Here is a 16,973-nt window from a genome sequence, read left to right as displayed (position 1 = left end):
GGTCGGCCGCGAACCGGTTACGCCACTTCGTCACCGTCGGCGTCAGGGCCGGGGACGTACAGCGAGACCGTGGTGCCGGTGCCGAGGGTGGAGATCACGGTGACGTGGCCGCCGTGGGCCCGGACGATGGCCTGGACGATGGCCAGACCCAGGCCTGAACCTCCGTAATCACGGCTCCGGCTGGCCTCGGCGCGCCAGAAGCGGTCGAACAGCCGGGGGAGGTCGTCGGACGCGATGCCCGCGCCGTCGTCGGCGACGTCGAGGCGTACCCAGGAGTGCTCCTGGTGGATCGTCAGCCTGATCTGGGTGCCGGCCGGGTTGTGCTGCACCGCGTTGCCGACCAGGTTGCGGAGCACCTGCTGCAGCCGGGCGGTGTCTCCGGGCACCGTCGCGCCGTCCGCTGGTGCGTCCAGGGTGATGGTGAGACCGGAGTAGATCACCCGCGCGTCCTCGACGACGCTGTCCGCCAGCGCCGCGAGGTCGAGCGGCCGACGATCGAGCGGCCTGCCGGTGTCCAGCCTGGCCAGCAGCCCCAGCTCGTCGACGAGCAGCCGGATGCGGCCCACCTCGTCCTCGATCCGGGCGACGGCTGGCTCCAGGTCCGCGCCGCCGAGCCCGCCCTGCCGGTAGAGCTCCAGCCAGCCCGAGATGGTGGCAAGCGGGGTACGCAGCTCGTGTGAGGCGTCGGCGGCGAACGCCCGCGCCCGGTCCTCCGCTCGGGCCTGCGCGTCGAACGCCCGGTTGACCGCAGCCGCCAGCAGGTCGGTCTCGGCCCCGCGGTCCGAGACCGGCAGCCGCTCACCGCGCGAACCGGCGGCGATGGCGTCGGCGGCCTGCGCCATCTCGGACAGCGGTCGCAGACCGATCCGCAGTACGACGACGGCCAGCGCCATCAGCACCACCACGCCGGTCAGCCCGATCGCCGTCATCGTCCCGGCGTACCCGATGATGGTGTCCCGGTCGACGCTCGGGTCGTTCACCAGGATCAGCCGGGCGACATCGTCGGTCTCCCGGTCTTCGTAGGTCATCCGCATGCCCGGCGTGGGTACGAGCACGGCCACCACGTCGTCGCCGGTCTCGATGATCTGGCCGGCGGCGGCTGTACTCGCGAGCCGGGCCAGCTCGTACTCCCGCCCGGCGCTCGATCCGATGGCGAACAGGATGTCGCCGTCCCGGTCCTGGCCCATGATGCCCAGCGGCGGGCCGAGCATGGTCTCGAACTGGTCGGAGTTGATCGTCTGCGGGCCGGCCCCGATCAGCTCGGTGATCCGCCGTTCATCGTCGCGGAGCTTGTTCACCGAGCGCTCCGCGATGTAGTCGTTGACCAGGAACGCGGTGACGATGCCGCTGGTGGCGAGCGCCAACACGAACAGCATCAGGAACCCGGCCAGCAGTCGCCCGCGGATGCCCGCCTGCCATCGGCGCATCATCGGCGCAGCGTGTAGCCGACACCACGGACGGTCTGGATCAGCGGCTGGTGCCCCTCGTCGATCTTGCGGCGCAGGTTGGAGATGAACCGCTCGACCACGACCGAGTCGCCGCCGAAGTCGTACTGCCAGACCGACTCGAGGATCTGTGCCTTGGAGAACACCTGCCCCGGGCGGGTGATCAGCAGGCGCAGCAGCTTGAACTCGGTGGGTGACAGTTCGATCCGCAGCCCGTCGCGACGCACCTCGTGGCGTTCCGGGTCCAGGGACAGGCCGTGGAAGCTCAGGGCCGTACCGGCGGGCGCCGCCGTGCCGCGCAGGCGACGCAGCAGCGCCTCGATCCGCGCCCCGATCTCGACCACGCTGAACGGCTTGACCACGTAGTCGTCGCCGCCCAGCTGCAGTCCGCGGACCCGGTCCTCGACCGCGTCCCGCGCGGTGAGGAACAGCACCGGCACCCCGATCGATTTCGACCTCAGCATGGTGAGGAGGTCGAAACCCGTTCCGCCTGGCAGCATCACGTCCAGCACGATGATGTCCGGCAGGCTGGTCCGTACCTGCTCCAGCGCCTGCGGGATGTCGGCGGCGACGGCCACCTCGTACCCGGCGAAGCGCAGCGCGGACTCCAGCAGTCCTCGGATCCCGGGGTCGTCGTCGACCACAAGCACGTGGTCAGGGCGCTCGGTGCTGTCCATCTGACTCCTCCTGAAGGCTTTAGACGACGAGCGCGGACTCGCGAGTGGGAGCCTCGGTCCTCTCGGCGATCTCGCGGCCCTCGACGTCGACCGCCGGCACCACCCGGTCCAGCCAGCGGGGCAGCCGCCAGGCCCGGTCGCCGAGCAGTTCGAGCACCGCGGGCACCAACGTCAGCCGCACGACAAAGGCATCGACGAGTACGCCGAAGGCGAGCGCCAGCGCGATCGGCATGACATTGGGGTCGTGCGAGAAGAGGAAGCTGGCGAAGACGGTGATCATGATGACCGCGGCCGCCACGACGACCCGTCCGGCGTTGCGGCTGCCGGCCCGGATCGCCTCGTGCGCGTCGCGGTGCCGGGCGTAGTGCTCACGCATCGCCGAGACCAGGAACACCTCGTAGTCCATCGCCAGTCCGAAGAGGACGGCCATCACGATGATCGGCGCGAAGCTCGGCACCGGGCCCACCAGCGGCACGCCCAGCGGCCCGGCCAGCCAGCCCCACTGGAAGACCGCCACCATCGCCCCGAAGGCAGCACCCACCGACAGCAGGAACCCGGCGGTGGCCTTCAGCGGGATCGTCCAGGACCGGAACGCGACCAGCAGCAGAAGCAGGGACAGTCCGACCACGACGATCGTGAACGGGAGCATGGTGCCGTTGATCTGGGCCACGGCGTCCAGGCCGACCACGGTCAGTCCGGTCAGCGCGACATAGTCGCCGGTCCGGTTCGCGATCGGGATGAGTGCGGTGTCGAGGTCGCCGACCAGTGCGTTGGTGGCGCTGTCCCGGGGGCCGGTGGCAGGCACGATCTGAATCAGCGCGGCCTGCTTGTCCTCGGCGATCAGCGGGCCGTTGACCTCGGCGACGCCGGGCATCGCCGACGCCGTGTCGATGACAGAGGCCGCGGTAGCGTTCAGCTCGGCGACGGAGCCGCCCTCGACGATGACGGCCAGCGCGCCGTTGACACCGGGGCCGTACGCGTCCGCGATCAGGTCGTATACCTGCCTCGGCTCGGAGTCCTTCGACGCGGAGCCGTTGTCGTTGAGCGCCAGCTGAAGCTGCACCGTCGGGGCGGCGATGACCGCGAGGCCGAGCACCGCGGCCACGGCGACCGTGCGCGGACGCCGGATCACACCGTCTACCCACCGGGCGGCGAGCCCGACCTGTTGCGTGTCCAGCTCACGGCGGGCGGCCCGGGAGTTCGGCTTCGGCCGCAGCCGCTCACCGGCGAGTGACAGGACGGCGGGCAGCATGGTCAGCGCAAGCACGACCGCGATGGCGACCGCACCGGCCGCCGCCAGGCCCATCGAGGTGAGCATCGGCACCCCTGCGAGGGTGAGGCCGGTCAGCGCGATGATCACGGTCAGGCCTGCGAAGGTGACGGCGCTGCCCGCGGTCGCGGTCGCCATCGCCACCGACTCCCGGACCGTCGCACCCCGGGTCAGCTGCGCCCGGTGCCGAGACACGATGAGCAGTGCGTAGTCGATGCCGACTGCGAGACCGAGCATGATCGCCAGGGTGAGCGCGTTCTGCGACACGTCGAACACGTTGGCGGCCAGCAGGGTGCCGGCGGCAGTGCCGCCCACGCCGAGCGCCGCGGTCAGCATGGGGATGCCGGCGGCCAGCACAGAGCCGAACGTGACCAGCAGGACCAGCAGCGCCACGCCGAGGCCGATCGTCTCCGGGGTACCGAACGGCTCGAGCTCCTCCTCGAAGGCGTCGCCGCCGAACAGCACCCGCCCGCCGTCGCCGCCGAACCGCTGGTCGTAGGTGTCGCCGGCGGCCCGTACCGCCTCCTGTAGTTCCGGCTCGACCTCGGTGCCGGTCGGCAGGTCGAACCCGATGGACGCGACCGCGATCCGGCCGTCACCGGAGACGTCCTGCAGCGGGTCGCCCACCTCGGCGACCGGGTCGACGCCGTGCAGCTCCTCCAGCACGGTCCGCATCTGCTGGACTACCGCCTCGTCCGTGATCTGCGCGCCGTTGGGTGCGACGAACAGCACGGTGCCCTCAACGCCGGCGGCGCCGGGATAGTGCCGGTTCAGCTTCTGCAGCGCGGCTTCCGCCGGGGACCCAGGAATTGAGTGGCCGGGCGCGAACGAGCCGGCGAATCCGATCATCAGGCCGAGCCCGGTGGCCAGCACGGCCAGCGACGCCCCCAGAACGATAAGTCGGCGACGGGCCGCGAGGGCCCCGATTCGATACAACAGTGCAGCCACCGGAGTGCCTTTCAGACAGGACTTCTAGGACCTGCTCAGCCTCGCTTCAGACCTTGACGGCGAGCCCCCGTCGTCCTTGACGGCTTCTTGAGGGTTGGAGAGCTTCGCCAAGTTCTCCAGAGCCGGTGCCGACCGGGTACGAACGGTGTGGAGCGCCTCGGCCACCCCCGGTTCCGCGACGTGTGCCCGGATGCCGGACGCGATATTCAGCCGGGAGTGCTGGACCCAGCGCTGGACATCGGGGGCCTGGAGCCACCGGGTATGCGCGAGCATCGTGTCGCGCCGGGAGCGGATCCAGTCGTCGGCCGTGATCGGGTACCGGCTCGGAGGGCTGAGCGTGTTCTTCTCGGCCGTGTCCTCACGGGTGGACTCGATGTACCCGATCAGCGCCGCGTTGAACGACAGGCTGGACGCCTGGACGGGCTGGATCGTGATCCGGCCCGCCTCGAAGACCGGCCGCGGGTCCGGCGTCGCCAGCGCGGAGGCTGTGCAGTCGATATGGAGCGGTCGGCCGTGGACACGGACCTCGCGGTCGTCGAGGACGATCCGGTCCCGGGCGATGCGCCGGACGCGTCCGCGGACCACCCGGGTGATCCGGCGCAGCATCTCGATCTCGGGCACGCTCACGGTCGCGCCGCGGAACACGGCCGGCTCATACCCCGGGTCGAGGCGGGTGAGATGTCCGCAGCTCTCCAGCCGCGCGAAGAGGTCGGCGGCGGAGGTCGCGTCCGCGGACGCCTCGACGCTCGCCGCGTACGAGATGAGATAGGAGCCGACCTGGTCCCTGGCCTGCACCGTCTCTCGCGGCATGATCCAGGGGTCGCGCGGCCGGACCCACGTGATCACGTCCGGGTCGACGCCGTGGCCGAGCAGCCACAGGCAGGCGTCCATCGCGGTCTTGCCGCCGCCGAGTACGACATAGCCGTTCGCCGTGCCGTCCGCGTGTACCAAGTCGTTGATCGGAATGCACCGTGCGTCATCGTCGACGGCGAACGAGCGGCGGTGAGTGGCGGGGATCGCGCCCTCTGCGTACCGTGCGTCGACGATGCTCCGCCGGACCGTCACCTCACGCACGGTGCTGGTCAGCCGTGACACCACGGAGACCCGCTCACCGTCGACCCGGCAGTCCGACATCGGTGCGAAGGTCACCTGCCCGGAGGGCAGGAAGTGCTCCTCCATCACCGCCTGGAAGTAGCCAAGAACCTCGAGCCCGGTCGCGCGCTCGTACATGCCGGTCTCGTCGATCCGGTCGGCGCCCAGGTTCCGCGAGCCGACGCCGTAGTAGGCCGACGGCTGGTGCAGCCGGACGAAGGGGTAGGTGTCGTTCCAGTGGCCGCCGGACGCGTGCCGCCGGTCGACGATCAGCACCGAGTGGTCCGTGCCGCCTATCAGTGCGTCGGTGAACGCCATCCCCGACGCCCCCGCGCCGATGACCAGGTAGTCGACCTCTGCCGGCGAGTGACTCATCCGTAACTCCTCTGACGGTAGCGGCCGGTATCCCAGCACAATACTCACACTGTCCAGATTCAGGGTCGGGCGCACCCCGAGAGGTACGGATCGGAGCTCGGTTGGTGCGGACGCCGCACCCACGCCTGCAACGGCTCACGCTCGTCGCGGGTAGGCACGATGGGCACGGCTATCGGAGAGGGCCCCGGCCCATGAGCTCGGGCTCCATGGCCGCACCTGTCTACCGGACGGCCCGTCACCCGGCGGGTGTCCGGATCAGACTGAAACGCTCCTTTAACACCTCGACTGGTCCACTGGTCGCGACTCAACCAGGAATGGAGCATTCGATGAGGTATCGGTCCGCGGTGCTGGGCGCCGCGACGGCTCTGGCTCTGGTCGCGGGGCAGGGGTTGGCGGGCGCGGCCGGCGGGGATCCGCTCGAAAGGTTCTACGGTCAGGCGGTCGACTGGCAGGAGTGCCAGGACCCGGTGCTGCCGGAGCCTCCCGAAGGCGGAATCATCATCGATCCGTGGGCCGGGCTGTGGCACCTGATGGACTGTGCCCTGGTGACGGTGCCGGTGAACTACCGCGATCCGGCCGGTGGCACGTTCCGGATCGAGGTCAGCCGGCTCAGGGCGACCGACCCGGCCCGGCGCAGAGGCGTGCTGCTCCTCAATCCCGGCGGTCCGGGCGGTGGCGGACTCAGCATGCCGCTGGGCGCACGCGAGATGGAGATCGCGAAGCACTTCGACCTGATCGGCTTCCAGCCGCGCGGAGTCGGTGACGCCTCGGCCCTCACCTGTGAGGTGGTGACCGACACCCGGCCACACACCAGCCGCCCTACCGATGAGCAGTTCGCGCTCTACACCGCGTACGCCCGCGCCCGAGAGGACGCGTGTCAGCGGGCCGGCGGGGCGAACCGGCCGTACATCAACAGCGCCAACACCGCCCGCGACATGGACGTCATCCGCGCGATCCTCGGCGAAAGGAAGATCAACTACCTGGGTTATTCGTACGGCACCTATCTCGGCGCGGTCTACGGCAGCCTGTTCCCCGCGCGCCTGCACCGCAGCGTGCTGGACTCCTCGGTCCACCCCGGCTGGTTGTGGCGGGAGCAAGGTCTCCAGCAGTCGGTGGGCGTCCGGTTCAACGTCGATGAGTGGGCCGCCTGGGCCGGCGACCGTGACGCCACCTACCACCTCGGCGCGAGCCGGGAGGAGGTGCTGGAGGCCACGGAGGCCCTGGCCGCGCGGCTGGCCGACCACGCCGTGCCGCTGACCATCGACCGGCCGGAGGGCTGGCCGGCGTACTGGCCGAGGCAGATCGACCGCAGTGAGCTGGACAGGTTCCTCGCGGTGAGCGCGCAGACCCGGCCGATCTGGGACGTGATAGCCGAAGTGATCGGGGAGCTGCGCCGGGCTGCCGAGGACGGTTCCGCGCTCTCCGCCGACGCCGGTGCGGCCGTCGGCGCGCTCCGTGAGCCGCCGCAGGTCGACAGCGGAGTGTACGAGACCGTCACCTGCGAGGCGGACTGGCCGGCCGACCTGGACACGTATTACCGGGACATGCGCAGTTACCGGGATCGTTACCCGTACTGGGACTTCAACGGCAGTGGTGTGGTCGGCGCCGCGCCGACCACCTGCACCTTCCGCTCGTTCACCCCGCCGGAGCCGCTGGTTCCCCTGGCACGGCACGGATATCCGGCCGGCCTCGTGATCCAGGCGGACGGCGACCCGGCCACCCAGTACCGGGGCGGCCCCGCGATGGCCGCGGCCCTCGACGACCGGCTGATCACAGTCCGCGACAGCGGCGAGCACGGGCACTTCGGCGCCAACGCCTGTGTCGACGCTGCCGTCAACGCCTACCTGATCAACGGCGTCCTGCCGAGCCCGGGAGCGGAGTGTGCCGCCGCGCCGCGCCCGGATGTACCCGCCGGCGTGTCGGCTGACATGTCTGCCGACGCGGCACCGGGTGTGACCAAGGAACAGCGTGTCCGGGCCGGCACCGAGCGGCGTTCCATCTGGCAGCCGCCGCGAGCCTGATGATCGTCCATCCGCACCGCCGACCGCCGCCGTACCGCGGCGGCGGCCGGCGGACCGCTGGTCACGAAACGGGTCAACGTCTGCTCGTGCCACCCGGCACGCCCCGAACGTGTCGCTGCCGGGCGGCGTCTCCGCTGTATGGCCGCTTCCGTACCGATCGTTGACTCGACCCATGAGATCGAACCGCGACTGGGTACGCGGGCGCTCGCTGACGCGGCTCTGGCCGAAGCCGGACAGCGCCCCGGCGTGTGGTGGGTCGGCGAGGACACTGCCGCCGACGGGGCCACGGCGTCGCGGCTGTGGTCGGTGCCGGGACCGCGGCGGTCACGGTGTTCGCGCCCCGCCGGAGAGCGTGCGGACCGCGGCGGCGGTGGTGCGGCGGGCGGTGGCGGCGAGGCTGGCGATCGCGTCGTCGGGGGCGAGGCCGCACAGGTCGGTCAGCGTGAAGACGGACTCGGCGCTGATGACGAGCGCGAGGTCGCGTACCAGCTGATCGATCTCCGGATGCCTGGCGAGACCGGACGTGGCGATCCACGGTGCCAGCGCGTGCTCGATCAGCGCGAAGCGCTGCGCGGGGCGGGTCTTGGCGATCGCGGGCTTGGCGATCGCGGACGCGACGACCGCGCGGACCGCGCCCTGCCGGCGGATCACCGACCGGCCGAGGATCTCGGCGGCGTGCCCGATGCGCGTGACCGGGTCGTCGTCGCCGTCCGTGGCGGCGCGCAGCAGCGCGACCTGGTCCTCGACCGCGACGGCCGCGCGCAGCAGCGAGACCAGGTCGGGGAAGTAGCGGTAGGCGGTCGCCTCGGAGACGCGCGCCGCGGCCGCGATCGCCGGCATCGTGATCTCCGTGCCGGCGTCGGTGAGCTCGCGGGCGGCCGTGATGATCGCCGACCGGGTGCGTTCCATCTGATTCGTGCGCGCGGCCATGAGCACACTATATCGCGAAGAGAGTTCAGTATCTTCGTGAGAGTCGACTCGCATGAAGGTGTATGGTTCCGCTGTCGGAGATCACCGGACAGGGGAGGCAGCATGCACAAGGTGTCGGTCGTCGGGCCGGACGACGGCGAGCTCATCGTCAACGGGCCGTCGCGGATCCGGATCCTGGAGGACGGCAGCAGCACGAACCACCGGCTCGGCATCGGCGAGATCACGGTGCCGCCGCACACGCCCGGCCCGCCGCAGCACCGCCACGCGCAGCACGACGAGGGCTTCTACGTGCTGTCCGGCAGCGTGCGGTTCACGGTCGGGGAGGACGAGCACGACGCGCCCGCGGGCACCTGGGTGATGGTCCCGCCCGGCGCGCCGCACACGTTCGCGAACGTGACCGGCGAGCCCGCGGTCATGCTGAACACGTTCACACCCGATCAGTACGTGCAGTACTTCCGCGACCTGGCCGACATGGTGGCGTCCGGCCGGCAGCTGACCCACGACTCGGTCACGACGGTCTGGACGAAGTACGGCACCGAGCCGTCCACCGAGTACGCGCCGTAGTCGCGCTGCGCGAGGCGACAGCTCAGGGCTCCGGCGGGCCGACGCCGATCTTCCGGTCGCGTCGACCCGCCGAGGTGCGCCAGCCGTGGCGATCTGGGTGCGACAGACGGTCGGGCTTCCACAGCGGAGCCGGTCCGAGTCATCGCTGCCGACCACGTGCACGATCGCCCAGGGCCGGTGGCGGTCGCCTGCCCACACCCGCCGCGCCATGGCCAGGACTTGTACGCGCCCGGCCCGGCTCGGGCGTCAGAGGATGATCGGTGAAGCTGAACGGCACGTTCAGGCGGCACGAACGAGGGCGGGTCGCACAGCGGCCGTAGGCACCCGGCGGCCGGTGTCAGCCGCCGGCCGCAACACGCCTTACGCCCACATGTCGTGGGTGATCTCGGCGAGCTGGACGGATCTCGCCGTGGGGCGGCCGTCAAATACTGCCTCCTCCACCGTGCCCTCGAATCAGGCCTAGAACCGCGCAACCTCTTGCGCGGCTTCGAGAATGCGGTCATTCGCGCCGGTTCTTTCGTGTTCCCGCGTCCGCTGTGCGTGTGCGCGTCGGCTGACGGCGATTGAACTGCCGATCGGCTACTCGATGGGACACACTTGGCGCACAGCTGCGGCACGCGTCGTGGACCGCGCGGGGGAGAAGCGATGAGCCCGAGCCGTAGCGGGCGAGGCAAGCCGATCAGCCAGCAGAGGTGGCCCGCTCCAGGCCCGTGGGTGTGCCGCCGCTGTCGAGGATCCCGGCGGCGGCACATCACCGGTCGGCGTGCGCGTCGGCCGGACGGAGGGCCAGAGCAGAGGGGCCGGCGTGCGCTTGTCGTCACCGCGCACCGACCCCGACGGGCGGGGGATTCTGACGTGGTGGTCACCCACAGGGCCTCATACTTCATCCGCAGCGACACCGCGCTCAACCCGTGCGGCGTCGACTGATGACGGCCGGTCCCGCAAGTGTTGTTCATGATCCCGCTGCGGCGCGCGCTGGTCACGGACGCGACCGAGCTGCCGTACTCGGAGAGCGCGGCCGCCGCCAAGATCTCCCGCGCCGGCGAGCGAGCCCTCCGGTAGCCTGCTGCCCGCCGCGGCCGTGGTCGCCTGCGGCGCCGTGTGGAAGGTGCTGATCGGCGTCGTCCAGGTCATCATGGGTGTACGGTCGAGGGCGCCGCCCGCGTCGCCGTCACCGGCCTGTCGCTGGCACTGGTCGGCGTCGGGCTCATCGTCGGCCTGGAACTCTCCGCGCTGATGGTCGCCGGCGGCCTTCTCGGCGCCGTGCCGCGCCGCACGGCCACCCGGTGGGGGAGCGACGCGGCCGAGGCGGCCCAGGGCCGGGCCGTGCTGCTCTGCGCCGGGCTGATCACCGGGGAGGTGCTGATCGGTGTCTGCCTCGCGGCATTCCTCCTCGCGATCGCCGGGAACTTCTGGTTCTCCGCCACGCCCAGGTCCGTCAGGTGCGGCGTGGCCGCGACGCACCCGCTGACATCACTCACACGAGTACGGACGGTCCTGCTCGCCGGTGCGCTTGATGGCTTCGAGGTTGTCGAGGTCCCATCCGTAGGCGGGTGCGGGCTCGGACAGGACCCCGATGGTGCGGTACGGCTCCTCGGCGGTGCCGAGACGAGTCACGCGCTGCTCACCACGGACGACGGAGACGACGTCGAGACCCCATTCGTAGGTGCCGGCGCAGGCCTCGGCCCAGATCTCCACCATGGCCGGGTCGTCGCGGGTGACGTGGAACGTCGTGCCGAGCTCACCGCCGGCCGGGGGCGGCTCCTCGGTATCACGCATCTCCTCGGGACCCTGCAGACCCATGTCCTCCATCGAGGGTTCGTCGAGATCGAGGCGGAAGACGCGGTTGTACGAGTCGCCGCAGCCGCCTTCCGGGCTCCAGATCCACATCGGCTGGGTGTTCGTGCGCCGGAAGATGACCGGCCGCAGGTTGACGATCTCCACGGTCGAGTCGTCGGTGACGGTGAGGCTGAAGCGCAGGAACCCGCGCCCGAAGACCGCGCCGCCCTCCTGGGCCAGCCGGATCCGGAGGTCTTCGCCGCGGACCAGTCGTACCGTGCGCGGGTCCGGGCCGTCAGAGAAGACCGCGACCGCGGTCGCCGGGTCGCAGCCGTGCGCGGTCGGCCAGGTCGCGTTGACCGCGAGCGGGTTCAGCGGCGCGGACGGACTGGGCTCGGCCTGCTCGATCCGGCAGTTGACGCAGTTGTTGCTGCCGTCGTGGATGCCGACGTTGCCGCTGCCGCTCTGCTGGAACGACGGCTGAGGCTCGCCGGCCTGGCGCTGGGCGTAGAGCACGGTCAGCCCGACGGCGAGGACCCCGGCGATCGCGCCGATGCCCTGCAGCCAGCGCGAACGCAGCAGGCGGCCGACGGGGTGCGCGGGTGCTGTTGGCTGGCCCATGCCGCATCATTCTTCGAGCCCGCGACGCGGCATGCATCGCTCGTCCGGTCGCGCTCGCGTCGACAGTGGAGCGGACCTGACGGCTGATCGTGGACGTGGGGCACCCGAACGGCGGGCCCCGGCGGCGCCTCCGCACCTCGCTGAACCGGGCCGGGACCCGCGCCGGGTGCATTCCGAGGCTAGGCCTGGCCTCCGGAAGAACGCGGGACCGGTTCTTCCGTCAGCGCCGTTCTCCGGGCATCTCGGCATCGCTGTAGATCCCGGCGCTGATGTCCTCGATGAGGGCGGGGCCGGTGGGCCGCCAGCCGAGACGGGACCTGGTCAGCGCGCTCGACGTCGGGCTGTCCAGCCCGGCCAGCGGCGCCAGCAGGCCGAAATGGTCCGTCGCCCTGCTCTCCGTGGGCAGCCCCAGACGTGTGGCGATCGCGGCGGCGATGTCCCGGAACGCGATGCCCTCCTCCGCGACCGCGTGCAGCGCGGATCCGGCCGGTGCGGATTCCACCACGAGCCGGAAGAGCCGGGCCGCGTCGTGGCGGTGGACGGCGGGCCACCGGTTGGCGCCGTCGCCGACGAACGCGGACACGCCGGTCCGGCGCGCGAGGCCGGCGAGCAGGGCGACGAGCCCGCGGGTGTCGCCGTCGCCGTGGACGGTCGGCGCGAGGCGTACCGGCGTAGATCACCGCGTCCGCGGCCGCCCGGCACCGTGGTGATCGCCGCGCACGGCGACGTCGGTGTCGATGACGCGGTCGAGCTGAGACAGACCCTGGTCCACGTGGTTCGTAAGACCCGCCCGCTGCGGCTGGAGGTGGCGCTCGCCGACGTCGGCGCCATCGACTCGATCAACATCGGCACCCTCGCCGCCGTGTGCGCGCTCGCGGACGTGCATCACGTCGCGGTCTTCCACACCAACCCGTCCGGCCCGCTCGCGTTGCTGCTGACCACGGCCGGCGTACCCACGCACCGCATCCACCCGTAGGACCGCACCGCTCACGTGGTGGCGAGGACCATCGCCAGCCGCCCGGTGCGGGCTTTCTTCGCCTCGTACATGGCGGCGTCGGCGCGGGCGATCAGCGCCTCCGCCGGCATCGCGCCGGCGGGCGTCCAGGCGACGCCGATGCTGGCCGCCGGGCGCAGCACCTCGCCGCCGGCCTCCAGCGTGGCATCCTCGAGCGCGGCGACCAGGTTCTCGGCGATCAGGCGGGCGCGGTCCGAGCCGGCGACGGGGGCGCAGACGACCACGAACTCGTCGCCGCCGAACCGGCCGACGACATCGGTCTCCCGCACGGACCGGCGCAGCCGCTCGGCCACGAACGCGAGCAGGCGATCACCGGTGGCATGGCCGAGACGGTCGTTGACGTCCTTGAACGAGTTGAGGTCGATGAACATCACCGCGACCCCGGAGCCGGCCTGCCGGTGCAAGGACTCCTGCAGCGCGGCGAGCGTCGACGCCCGGTTGAGGCAGGCGGTCAGCGGGTCGTAGGTCGCCTGATGCATGAGCTCCTCGCGCAGCCGGGAGTCCTCGGTGATGTCGCTGAGGCAGATGATCGCGCCGGTGACCACGCCGGCGTCGGTGGTGAGCGCGCGCAGGCGGGCACTGATCCGGCGCAGGCCGGCGGTCGTGTGCCGGTAGCCGTACTCGATGTCCCGGTCGCCGTCGCCGGCCAGCACCGCGGTGATCGCATCGTCGACGACGTCCTGGTCCGCGGGCAGCGTGTGAGCGAGGTGGGTGTCGGCGAGCAGGTCGCCGACCCGGGCGCCGCCGGTCTCGGTGACCCGCTGGTTCTGGTAGACGATCCGCCGGTCGGCGTCGATCTGCAGGACCCCCAGCGGCAGGCTCTCGGTCAGCCGGCGCAGCAGTTGCTCGTTGGCGCGCAACGCCTCGTGCGCGGCCATCTCGTCGGAGATGTCCAGCATCTCGGCGAGGACGTGCGGCCGGTCCGGGTCGTCGAGGTGGCGGTAGTTGGTGATCTCGAACCACACCACCGTGACGTCGCGGTGCAGGTGCCGCAGCCGCACCCGCCGGGCCGCACCCGACGGCGCGGACATCAGGTCGAGCCAGCTCGCGATCGCCCGGTCGCGGTCGTCGGGATGGACCAGGTCCAGTGACCGGGTCTCCAGCAGTTCCGCGGGCGTCCAGCCCAGCAACATTTCGATGCCGGGGTCGGCTGCCACGATCCGGGCCGTGGCGTCCTTCCGTACCGTGATCATTCTGGGTGTGATCGGCTTGTGGTCGAGCATGGCCGTGCCGATGTCGCCGCGCATGCCGGTGACGAACCCGAGATAGACCCCGTGACGGTGGGTCACGTCGACGAAGGTCAGGGTGACCTGCTGGTCGGGGGAGCTGAGCGGATGCACCTGGCAGCTCGCCGCGCCCTCGGACAGCATCCGGTACCAGGCGGTCGTCACCGTCTGCTGCTCGCCGCGGACCACCAGGTCGAGCGCGGAACGAGCACCCTCGACCACCCGGTGCCCGGCCAGCTCGACCGAGTTCGGCATCGGCACCAACAGCCCGTTCTCCCCGAACGCGAAGAAGTAGCCGTCCGGGTGTTCGGCCAGCGCATCGGCCAGCACCGTGTCGCGCGCGGACTCGGCCGTTCCCGTCTCGTGAGCCACGTCGTGCCTATCGGCACGCCGCAGACCAATCCAAGGCTTCCGGGGGTACGGTCAGCGCGCTCGAAGTCCGGGCGGACTCCGAGGATCCCGACGAGCGCCCGGTGCCGACATGCAGCGTCCTCGGGCCGGCGGCGTTCACGATCGGAGCCCGGCACGAACACGCAGTACCGGCTGGACGGGCCGGCGGCCCGGTGGTATCCGGGCACGCCGTATCCCATGCACGTGCGGTGGAACGCCGGCACCACGGTCCGCCTCGACGGGAACCTGAAGGTGGTCGGATTCACCGGTTACCCGGACTGACCGCGCGCACCGACGGGCCACTCCGCTTTCCGGGCGGCTTCGGGAGGGATTCGACGCTGATCTCATCACCGTCGACGGCAACCCACTGGATGACGTGTCACCGCTCGCGGGTCCCGGCTACGTCACCGGTGTCTGGCGTGGTGGCCGGAGGGTGAAGGGTCAGCCCGCGGCCGGGGTTGTCGTTCCGGCCGTTGCGGGCGTGCTGAGACTGATGGCGGACGGATTGGGCACGGTCGAGAGATCCGTGCCCCATCCGGTATTTCCGGGCACCGGTGCTACCCGTACTGATCCGACTCGTCCGGTGGGCTGCTGATGTGTGTCTACGGTCTGCGGAATGTGCGGCAACCGGGAGGCGATGGGATGAGAGCGCTGCGTGGGCTCGTAGTGGTGACGACGCTGGCGGCTGTGCTGGTGATGAATGTGTCGGCGCAGAGCAGCGCCGCAACCGACCCGGTGATCACGGTGCGGACGGCGGTGGCCGTGGGCGCGGTGCCGGCCGACTTCCTGGGCGCCAACCACCGATACCCTCTCGACGGGTACGGCGTGTGGGACACCGCCGGTGACCGGCCCGATCCGGGCGCGGTGGCCAGGACGAGGGCGGCGGGTGTGCGGATGCTGCGCTGGCCCGGCGGCACGGTGGCGAACACGACGCTGTGGAAGGGCACGATCGGCGACAGCCGGGTCTGCCAGCGCGACGGCCGGGTCCAGGATCTCGGCGATGCGGCGAACCCGGCGGACGACGTGCTGATCGGGCAGTACCCGGCGTACGGGCTGGTCGAGCACCTGCGTTTCGCGGCCGCGGTCGGCGCGCAGACACAGATCATGGTGCCGATGGCGATCGGGACCGCCACCGACGCGGCCGACCTGGTCGAATATCTGAACACGCCGGCCGGGGACGGGATCAACCCGAACGGTGGCGTCGACTGGGCGGAGCTGCGACCGGACGACCACCCGCAGCCGTACGGCATCACCCGGTGGGAGCTGGGCAACGAGAACTACCACGCCGGCCAGCGGTACTGGATGTCGCAGGACACCGACGAGGCGCTGCGGCAGTACATCACGGGCGGCAGCCGGCGGATCGAGAACGAGAGGCTGGGGAAGCTGTGTGGCGCGGCCACCGGGCCGGTCGCCAGTGACGGCACCGCGCACCAGGTCTTCGACCTCAACTATCCGACCGCCGACCCGGGCGACTTCGTGCTGCGGGCCGGCGGAACGACCTGGACCCGGGTCGGCTCGCTGGACGGCGCGTCCGCGTCCGCGACCGTGTTCGTGCTGAACGAGTTCCGGGGCACGGTGACGTTCGGTGACGGCACGCACGGGGCGATCCCGCCGAAGGGCACGAGCCTGGTGGCGTCCTACACCTCCACCCACAAGGGGTATGTGGAGTTCCGGGCCGCGATGCGCGCGGTCGACCCCGGCCTCGAGGTGTGCGCGTCCTGGGGGCGGGCGACGTTCGCGCCCGCGTTCGAGCGGCTGAAGGGGAACGCGATCCCGGCCGGGAGCAGCTTCGACTGCCTGACCACGCACCCGTACACGCACTTCAGCGGCGGTGGCATGGCCGACTGGGACTCGATCGGGGAGGCGCACGACTGGCAGATGATCGGCGCGGCCGACGCGGTGCGGAAGTTCGAGGCCATCCGCGCGTCGGCCGGTGGGAAGAGCGTGGCGATCTCCGAGTCCGGCGCGCTGTGGGGGCCGGACGGCGGTGGCGCGTATCCGCAGTACACGTTCGCGATGACGCACGCGCTGTACCTGGCGTCGCAGTGGATCGACTGGCTGGAGCTGGGCGTGCCGTGGGTGCAGGCCAACGACCTGAGCAGCGAGGGCATGTATACGCTGCTCGGCCGCAGCGGCACCGTGGTCTCCGCCGAGGCCCGGGTGCGGGAGGCGGTCACGCCGGTCTTCGCCCCGGGCGGCCGGCGGCTGGCGAACTCCGTCGCCGGCAATCCGAGACGGTCCACGGACCGGCCGGAGATGTGCGACGGCGCGGGCACACCCCAGGACCTGTGTGCCGCCGGGTACGACAAGCTGGCCGTGACCGCGGTCCGGGCCGCGGACGGCACCGTGCACGTGATGGTGGTCAACCGGTCGCCGCTGCCCGCCGAGACCATCCATGCCCGGATCGCGCTCGACGGCTTCACCACGGACGGGCACGCGGCTGTCCGGCAGGTCGCGCCGCCCCGCTTCGACAGCGCCAACACCGCCGCCGCACCGGACGCGGTCACGCTGCACACCTTCTGCCGTGCGGTCGCGGCCCACGGTCTCGACGTCGACCTGCCGGCCCACTCGGTGACCGTCTTCTCGATGAGCCCGGACGGAGGCCCTGTGACCTGCTGAT

At 71.2% G+C, this 16,973-nt stretch carries 13 protein-coding genes; 4 read left to right on the top strand and 9 right to left on the bottom strand.

The window, feature by feature from the left end; translation table 11 throughout:
• Positions 1-17 precede the first annotated feature (17 nt).
• Genes OP04_RS50225 through OP04_RS28675 form a run of 4 tightly spaced genes read right to left on the bottom strand, consistent with a single transcriptional unit; the run spans position 18 to position 5,807 of the window.
• Positions 18-1,430, bottom strand: a complete 1,413-nt coding sequence (locus OP04_RS50225) for a sensor histidine kinase (protein WP_157240488.1) — start codon at positions 1,428-1,430, stop codon at positions 18-20.
• Positions 1,427-2,122, bottom strand: coding sequence for a response regulator transcription factor (locus OP04_RS28685; RefSeq protein WP_033342989.1), 696 nt, complete (start codon positions 2,120-2,122; stop codon positions 1,427-1,429). The genes OP04_RS50225 and OP04_RS28685 overlap by 4 nt, the downstream gene beginning before the upstream one ends.
• A gap of 19 nt (positions 2,123-2,141) precedes the next feature.
• Entirely contained in the window at positions 2,142-4,340 is a 2,199-nt protein-coding gene (locus OP04_RS28680; protein ID WP_033342988.1) for an MMPL family transporter, read from the bottom strand.
• 24 nt (positions 4,341-4,364) lie between these two features.
• Entirely contained in the window at positions 4,365-5,807 is a 1,443-nt protein-coding gene (locus tag OP04_RS28675; RefSeq protein ID WP_051799269.1) for an NAD(P)/FAD-dependent oxidoreductase, read from the bottom strand.
• Between the two features lie 326 nt (positions 5,808-6,133).
• On the opposite strand from OP04_RS28675, the gene OP04_RS28670 reads away from it, so the two are divergent.
• Positions 6,134-7,828 carry an alpha/beta fold hydrolase gene (locus OP04_RS28670; RefSeq protein WP_198154009.1) on the top strand — a complete coding sequence of 565 codons (1,695 nt, stop codon included), beginning with the start codon at positions 6,134-6,136 and terminating at the stop codon, positions 7,826-7,828.
• Positions 7,829-8,152: 324 nt separating this feature from the next.
• Here the strand turns inward: OP04_RS28670 and OP04_RS28665 are convergent, their stop codons facing one another.
• Entirely contained in the window at positions 8,153-8,758 is a 606-nt protein-coding gene (locus OP04_RS28665) for a TetR/AcrR family transcriptional regulator (protein ID WP_033342987.1), read from the bottom strand.
• A gap of 102 nt (positions 8,759-8,860) precedes the next feature.
• Here OP04_RS28665 and OP04_RS28660 point away from each other — a divergent pair, with 102 nt between their 5' ends.
• Positions 8,861-9,322: a cupin domain-containing protein gene (locus OP04_RS28660; protein WP_033342986.1), complete on the top strand. Its 462-nt coding sequence runs from the start codon at positions 8,861-8,863 to the stop codon at positions 9,320-9,322.
• Positions 9,323-10,455: 1,133 nt separating this feature from the next.
• Here the strand turns inward: OP04_RS28660 and OP04_RS28655 are convergent.
• From OP04_RS28655 to OP04_RS28645, 3 genes are all read right to left on the bottom strand, one after another.
• Positions 10,456-10,803 (bottom strand): hypothetical protein, encoded by a 348-nt coding sequence (locus OP04_RS28655; protein ID WP_033342985.1) that lies wholly within the window; start codon positions 10,801-10,803, stop codon positions 10,456-10,458.
• The gene (locus OP04_RS28650; RefSeq protein WP_033342984.1) at positions 10,796-11,722 is read right to left on the bottom strand and encodes a hypothetical protein; all 927 of its coding nucleotides are present in this window, start codon (positions 11,720-11,722) and stop codon (positions 10,796-10,798) included. Before OP04_RS28650 ends, OP04_RS28655 begins: the two co-directional genes overlap by 8 nt.
• Positions 11,723-11,942: 220 nt before the next feature.
• The gene (locus OP04_RS28645; RefSeq protein WP_051799268.1) at positions 11,943-12,305 is read right to left on the bottom strand and encodes a Rossmann-fold NAD(P)-binding domain-containing protein; all 363 of its coding nucleotides are present in this window, start codon (positions 12,303-12,305) and stop codon (positions 11,943-11,945) included.
• 60 nt (positions 12,306-12,365) lie between these two features.
• Between OP04_RS28645 and OP04_RS28640 the strand changes: the two genes are divergently transcribed.
• On the top strand, positions 12,366-12,698 hold the full coding sequence (locus OP04_RS28640; RefSeq protein WP_051799267.1) for an STAS domain-containing protein: 333 nt from the start codon (positions 12,366-12,368) through the stop codon (positions 12,696-12,698).
• An 11-nt stretch (positions 12,699-12,709) separates the two neighbouring features.
• On the opposite strand, the gene OP04_RS50220 is transcribed toward OP04_RS28640, so the two are convergent.
• Positions 12,710-14,335, bottom strand: coding sequence for a diguanylate cyclase (locus OP04_RS50220; RefSeq protein WP_051799266.1), 1,626 nt, complete (start codon positions 14,333-14,335; stop codon positions 12,710-12,712).
• Between the two features lie 660 nt (positions 14,336-14,995).
• Between OP04_RS50220 and OP04_RS28630 the strand changes: the two genes are divergently transcribed.
• Entirely contained in the window at positions 14,996-16,972 is a 1,977-nt protein-coding gene (locus OP04_RS28630) for a hypothetical protein (protein ID WP_157240484.1), read from the top strand.
• The last annotated feature ends 1 nt before the right edge of the window (position 16,973 follow it).

This window comes from Catenuloplanes japonicus (genome assembly GCF_000717135.1).
Taxonomy (GTDB): domain Bacteria; phylum Actinomycetota; class Actinomycetes; order Mycobacteriales; family Micromonosporaceae; genus Catenuloplanes; species Catenuloplanes japonicus.
Note: the sequence above shows the minus strand (reverse complement) of the source record. Positions and strands in the feature narration are given on the sequence as shown.

Excerpts from the sequence above, each read along its gene's own strand:
- OP04_RS50225 (WP_157240488.1), bottom strand. The coding sequence starts at position 1,430 with ATGATGCGCCGATGGCAGGCGGGCATCCGCGGGCGACTGCTGGCCGGG.
- OP04_RS28685 (WP_033342989.1), bottom strand. The coding sequence starts at position 2,122 with ATGGACAGCACCGAGCGCCCTGACCACGTGCTTGTGGTCGACGACGAC.
- OP04_RS28675 (WP_051799269.1), bottom strand. The coding sequence starts at position 5,807 with ATGAGTCACTCGCCGGCAGAGGTCGACTACCTGGTCATCGGCGCGGGG.
- OP04_RS28670 (WP_198154009.1), top strand. The coding sequence starts at position 6,134 with ATGAGGTATCGGTCCGCGGTGCTGGGCGCCGCGACGGCTCTGGCTCTG.
- OP04_RS28665 (WP_033342987.1), bottom strand. The coding sequence starts at position 8,758 with ATGGCCGCGCGCACGAATCAGATGGAACGCACCCGGTCGGCGATCATC.
- OP04_RS28660 (WP_033342986.1), top strand. The coding sequence starts at position 8,861 with ATGCACAAGGTGTCGGTCGTCGGGCCGGACGACGGCGAGCTCATCGTC.
- OP04_RS28650 (WP_033342984.1), bottom strand. The coding sequence starts at position 11,722 with ATGGGCCAGCCAACAGCACCCGCGCACCCCGTCGGCCGCCTGCTGCGT.
- OP04_RS28630 (WP_157240484.1), top strand. The coding sequence starts at position 14,996 with ATGAGAGCGCTGCGTGGGCTCGTAGTGGTGACGACGCTGGCGGCTGTG.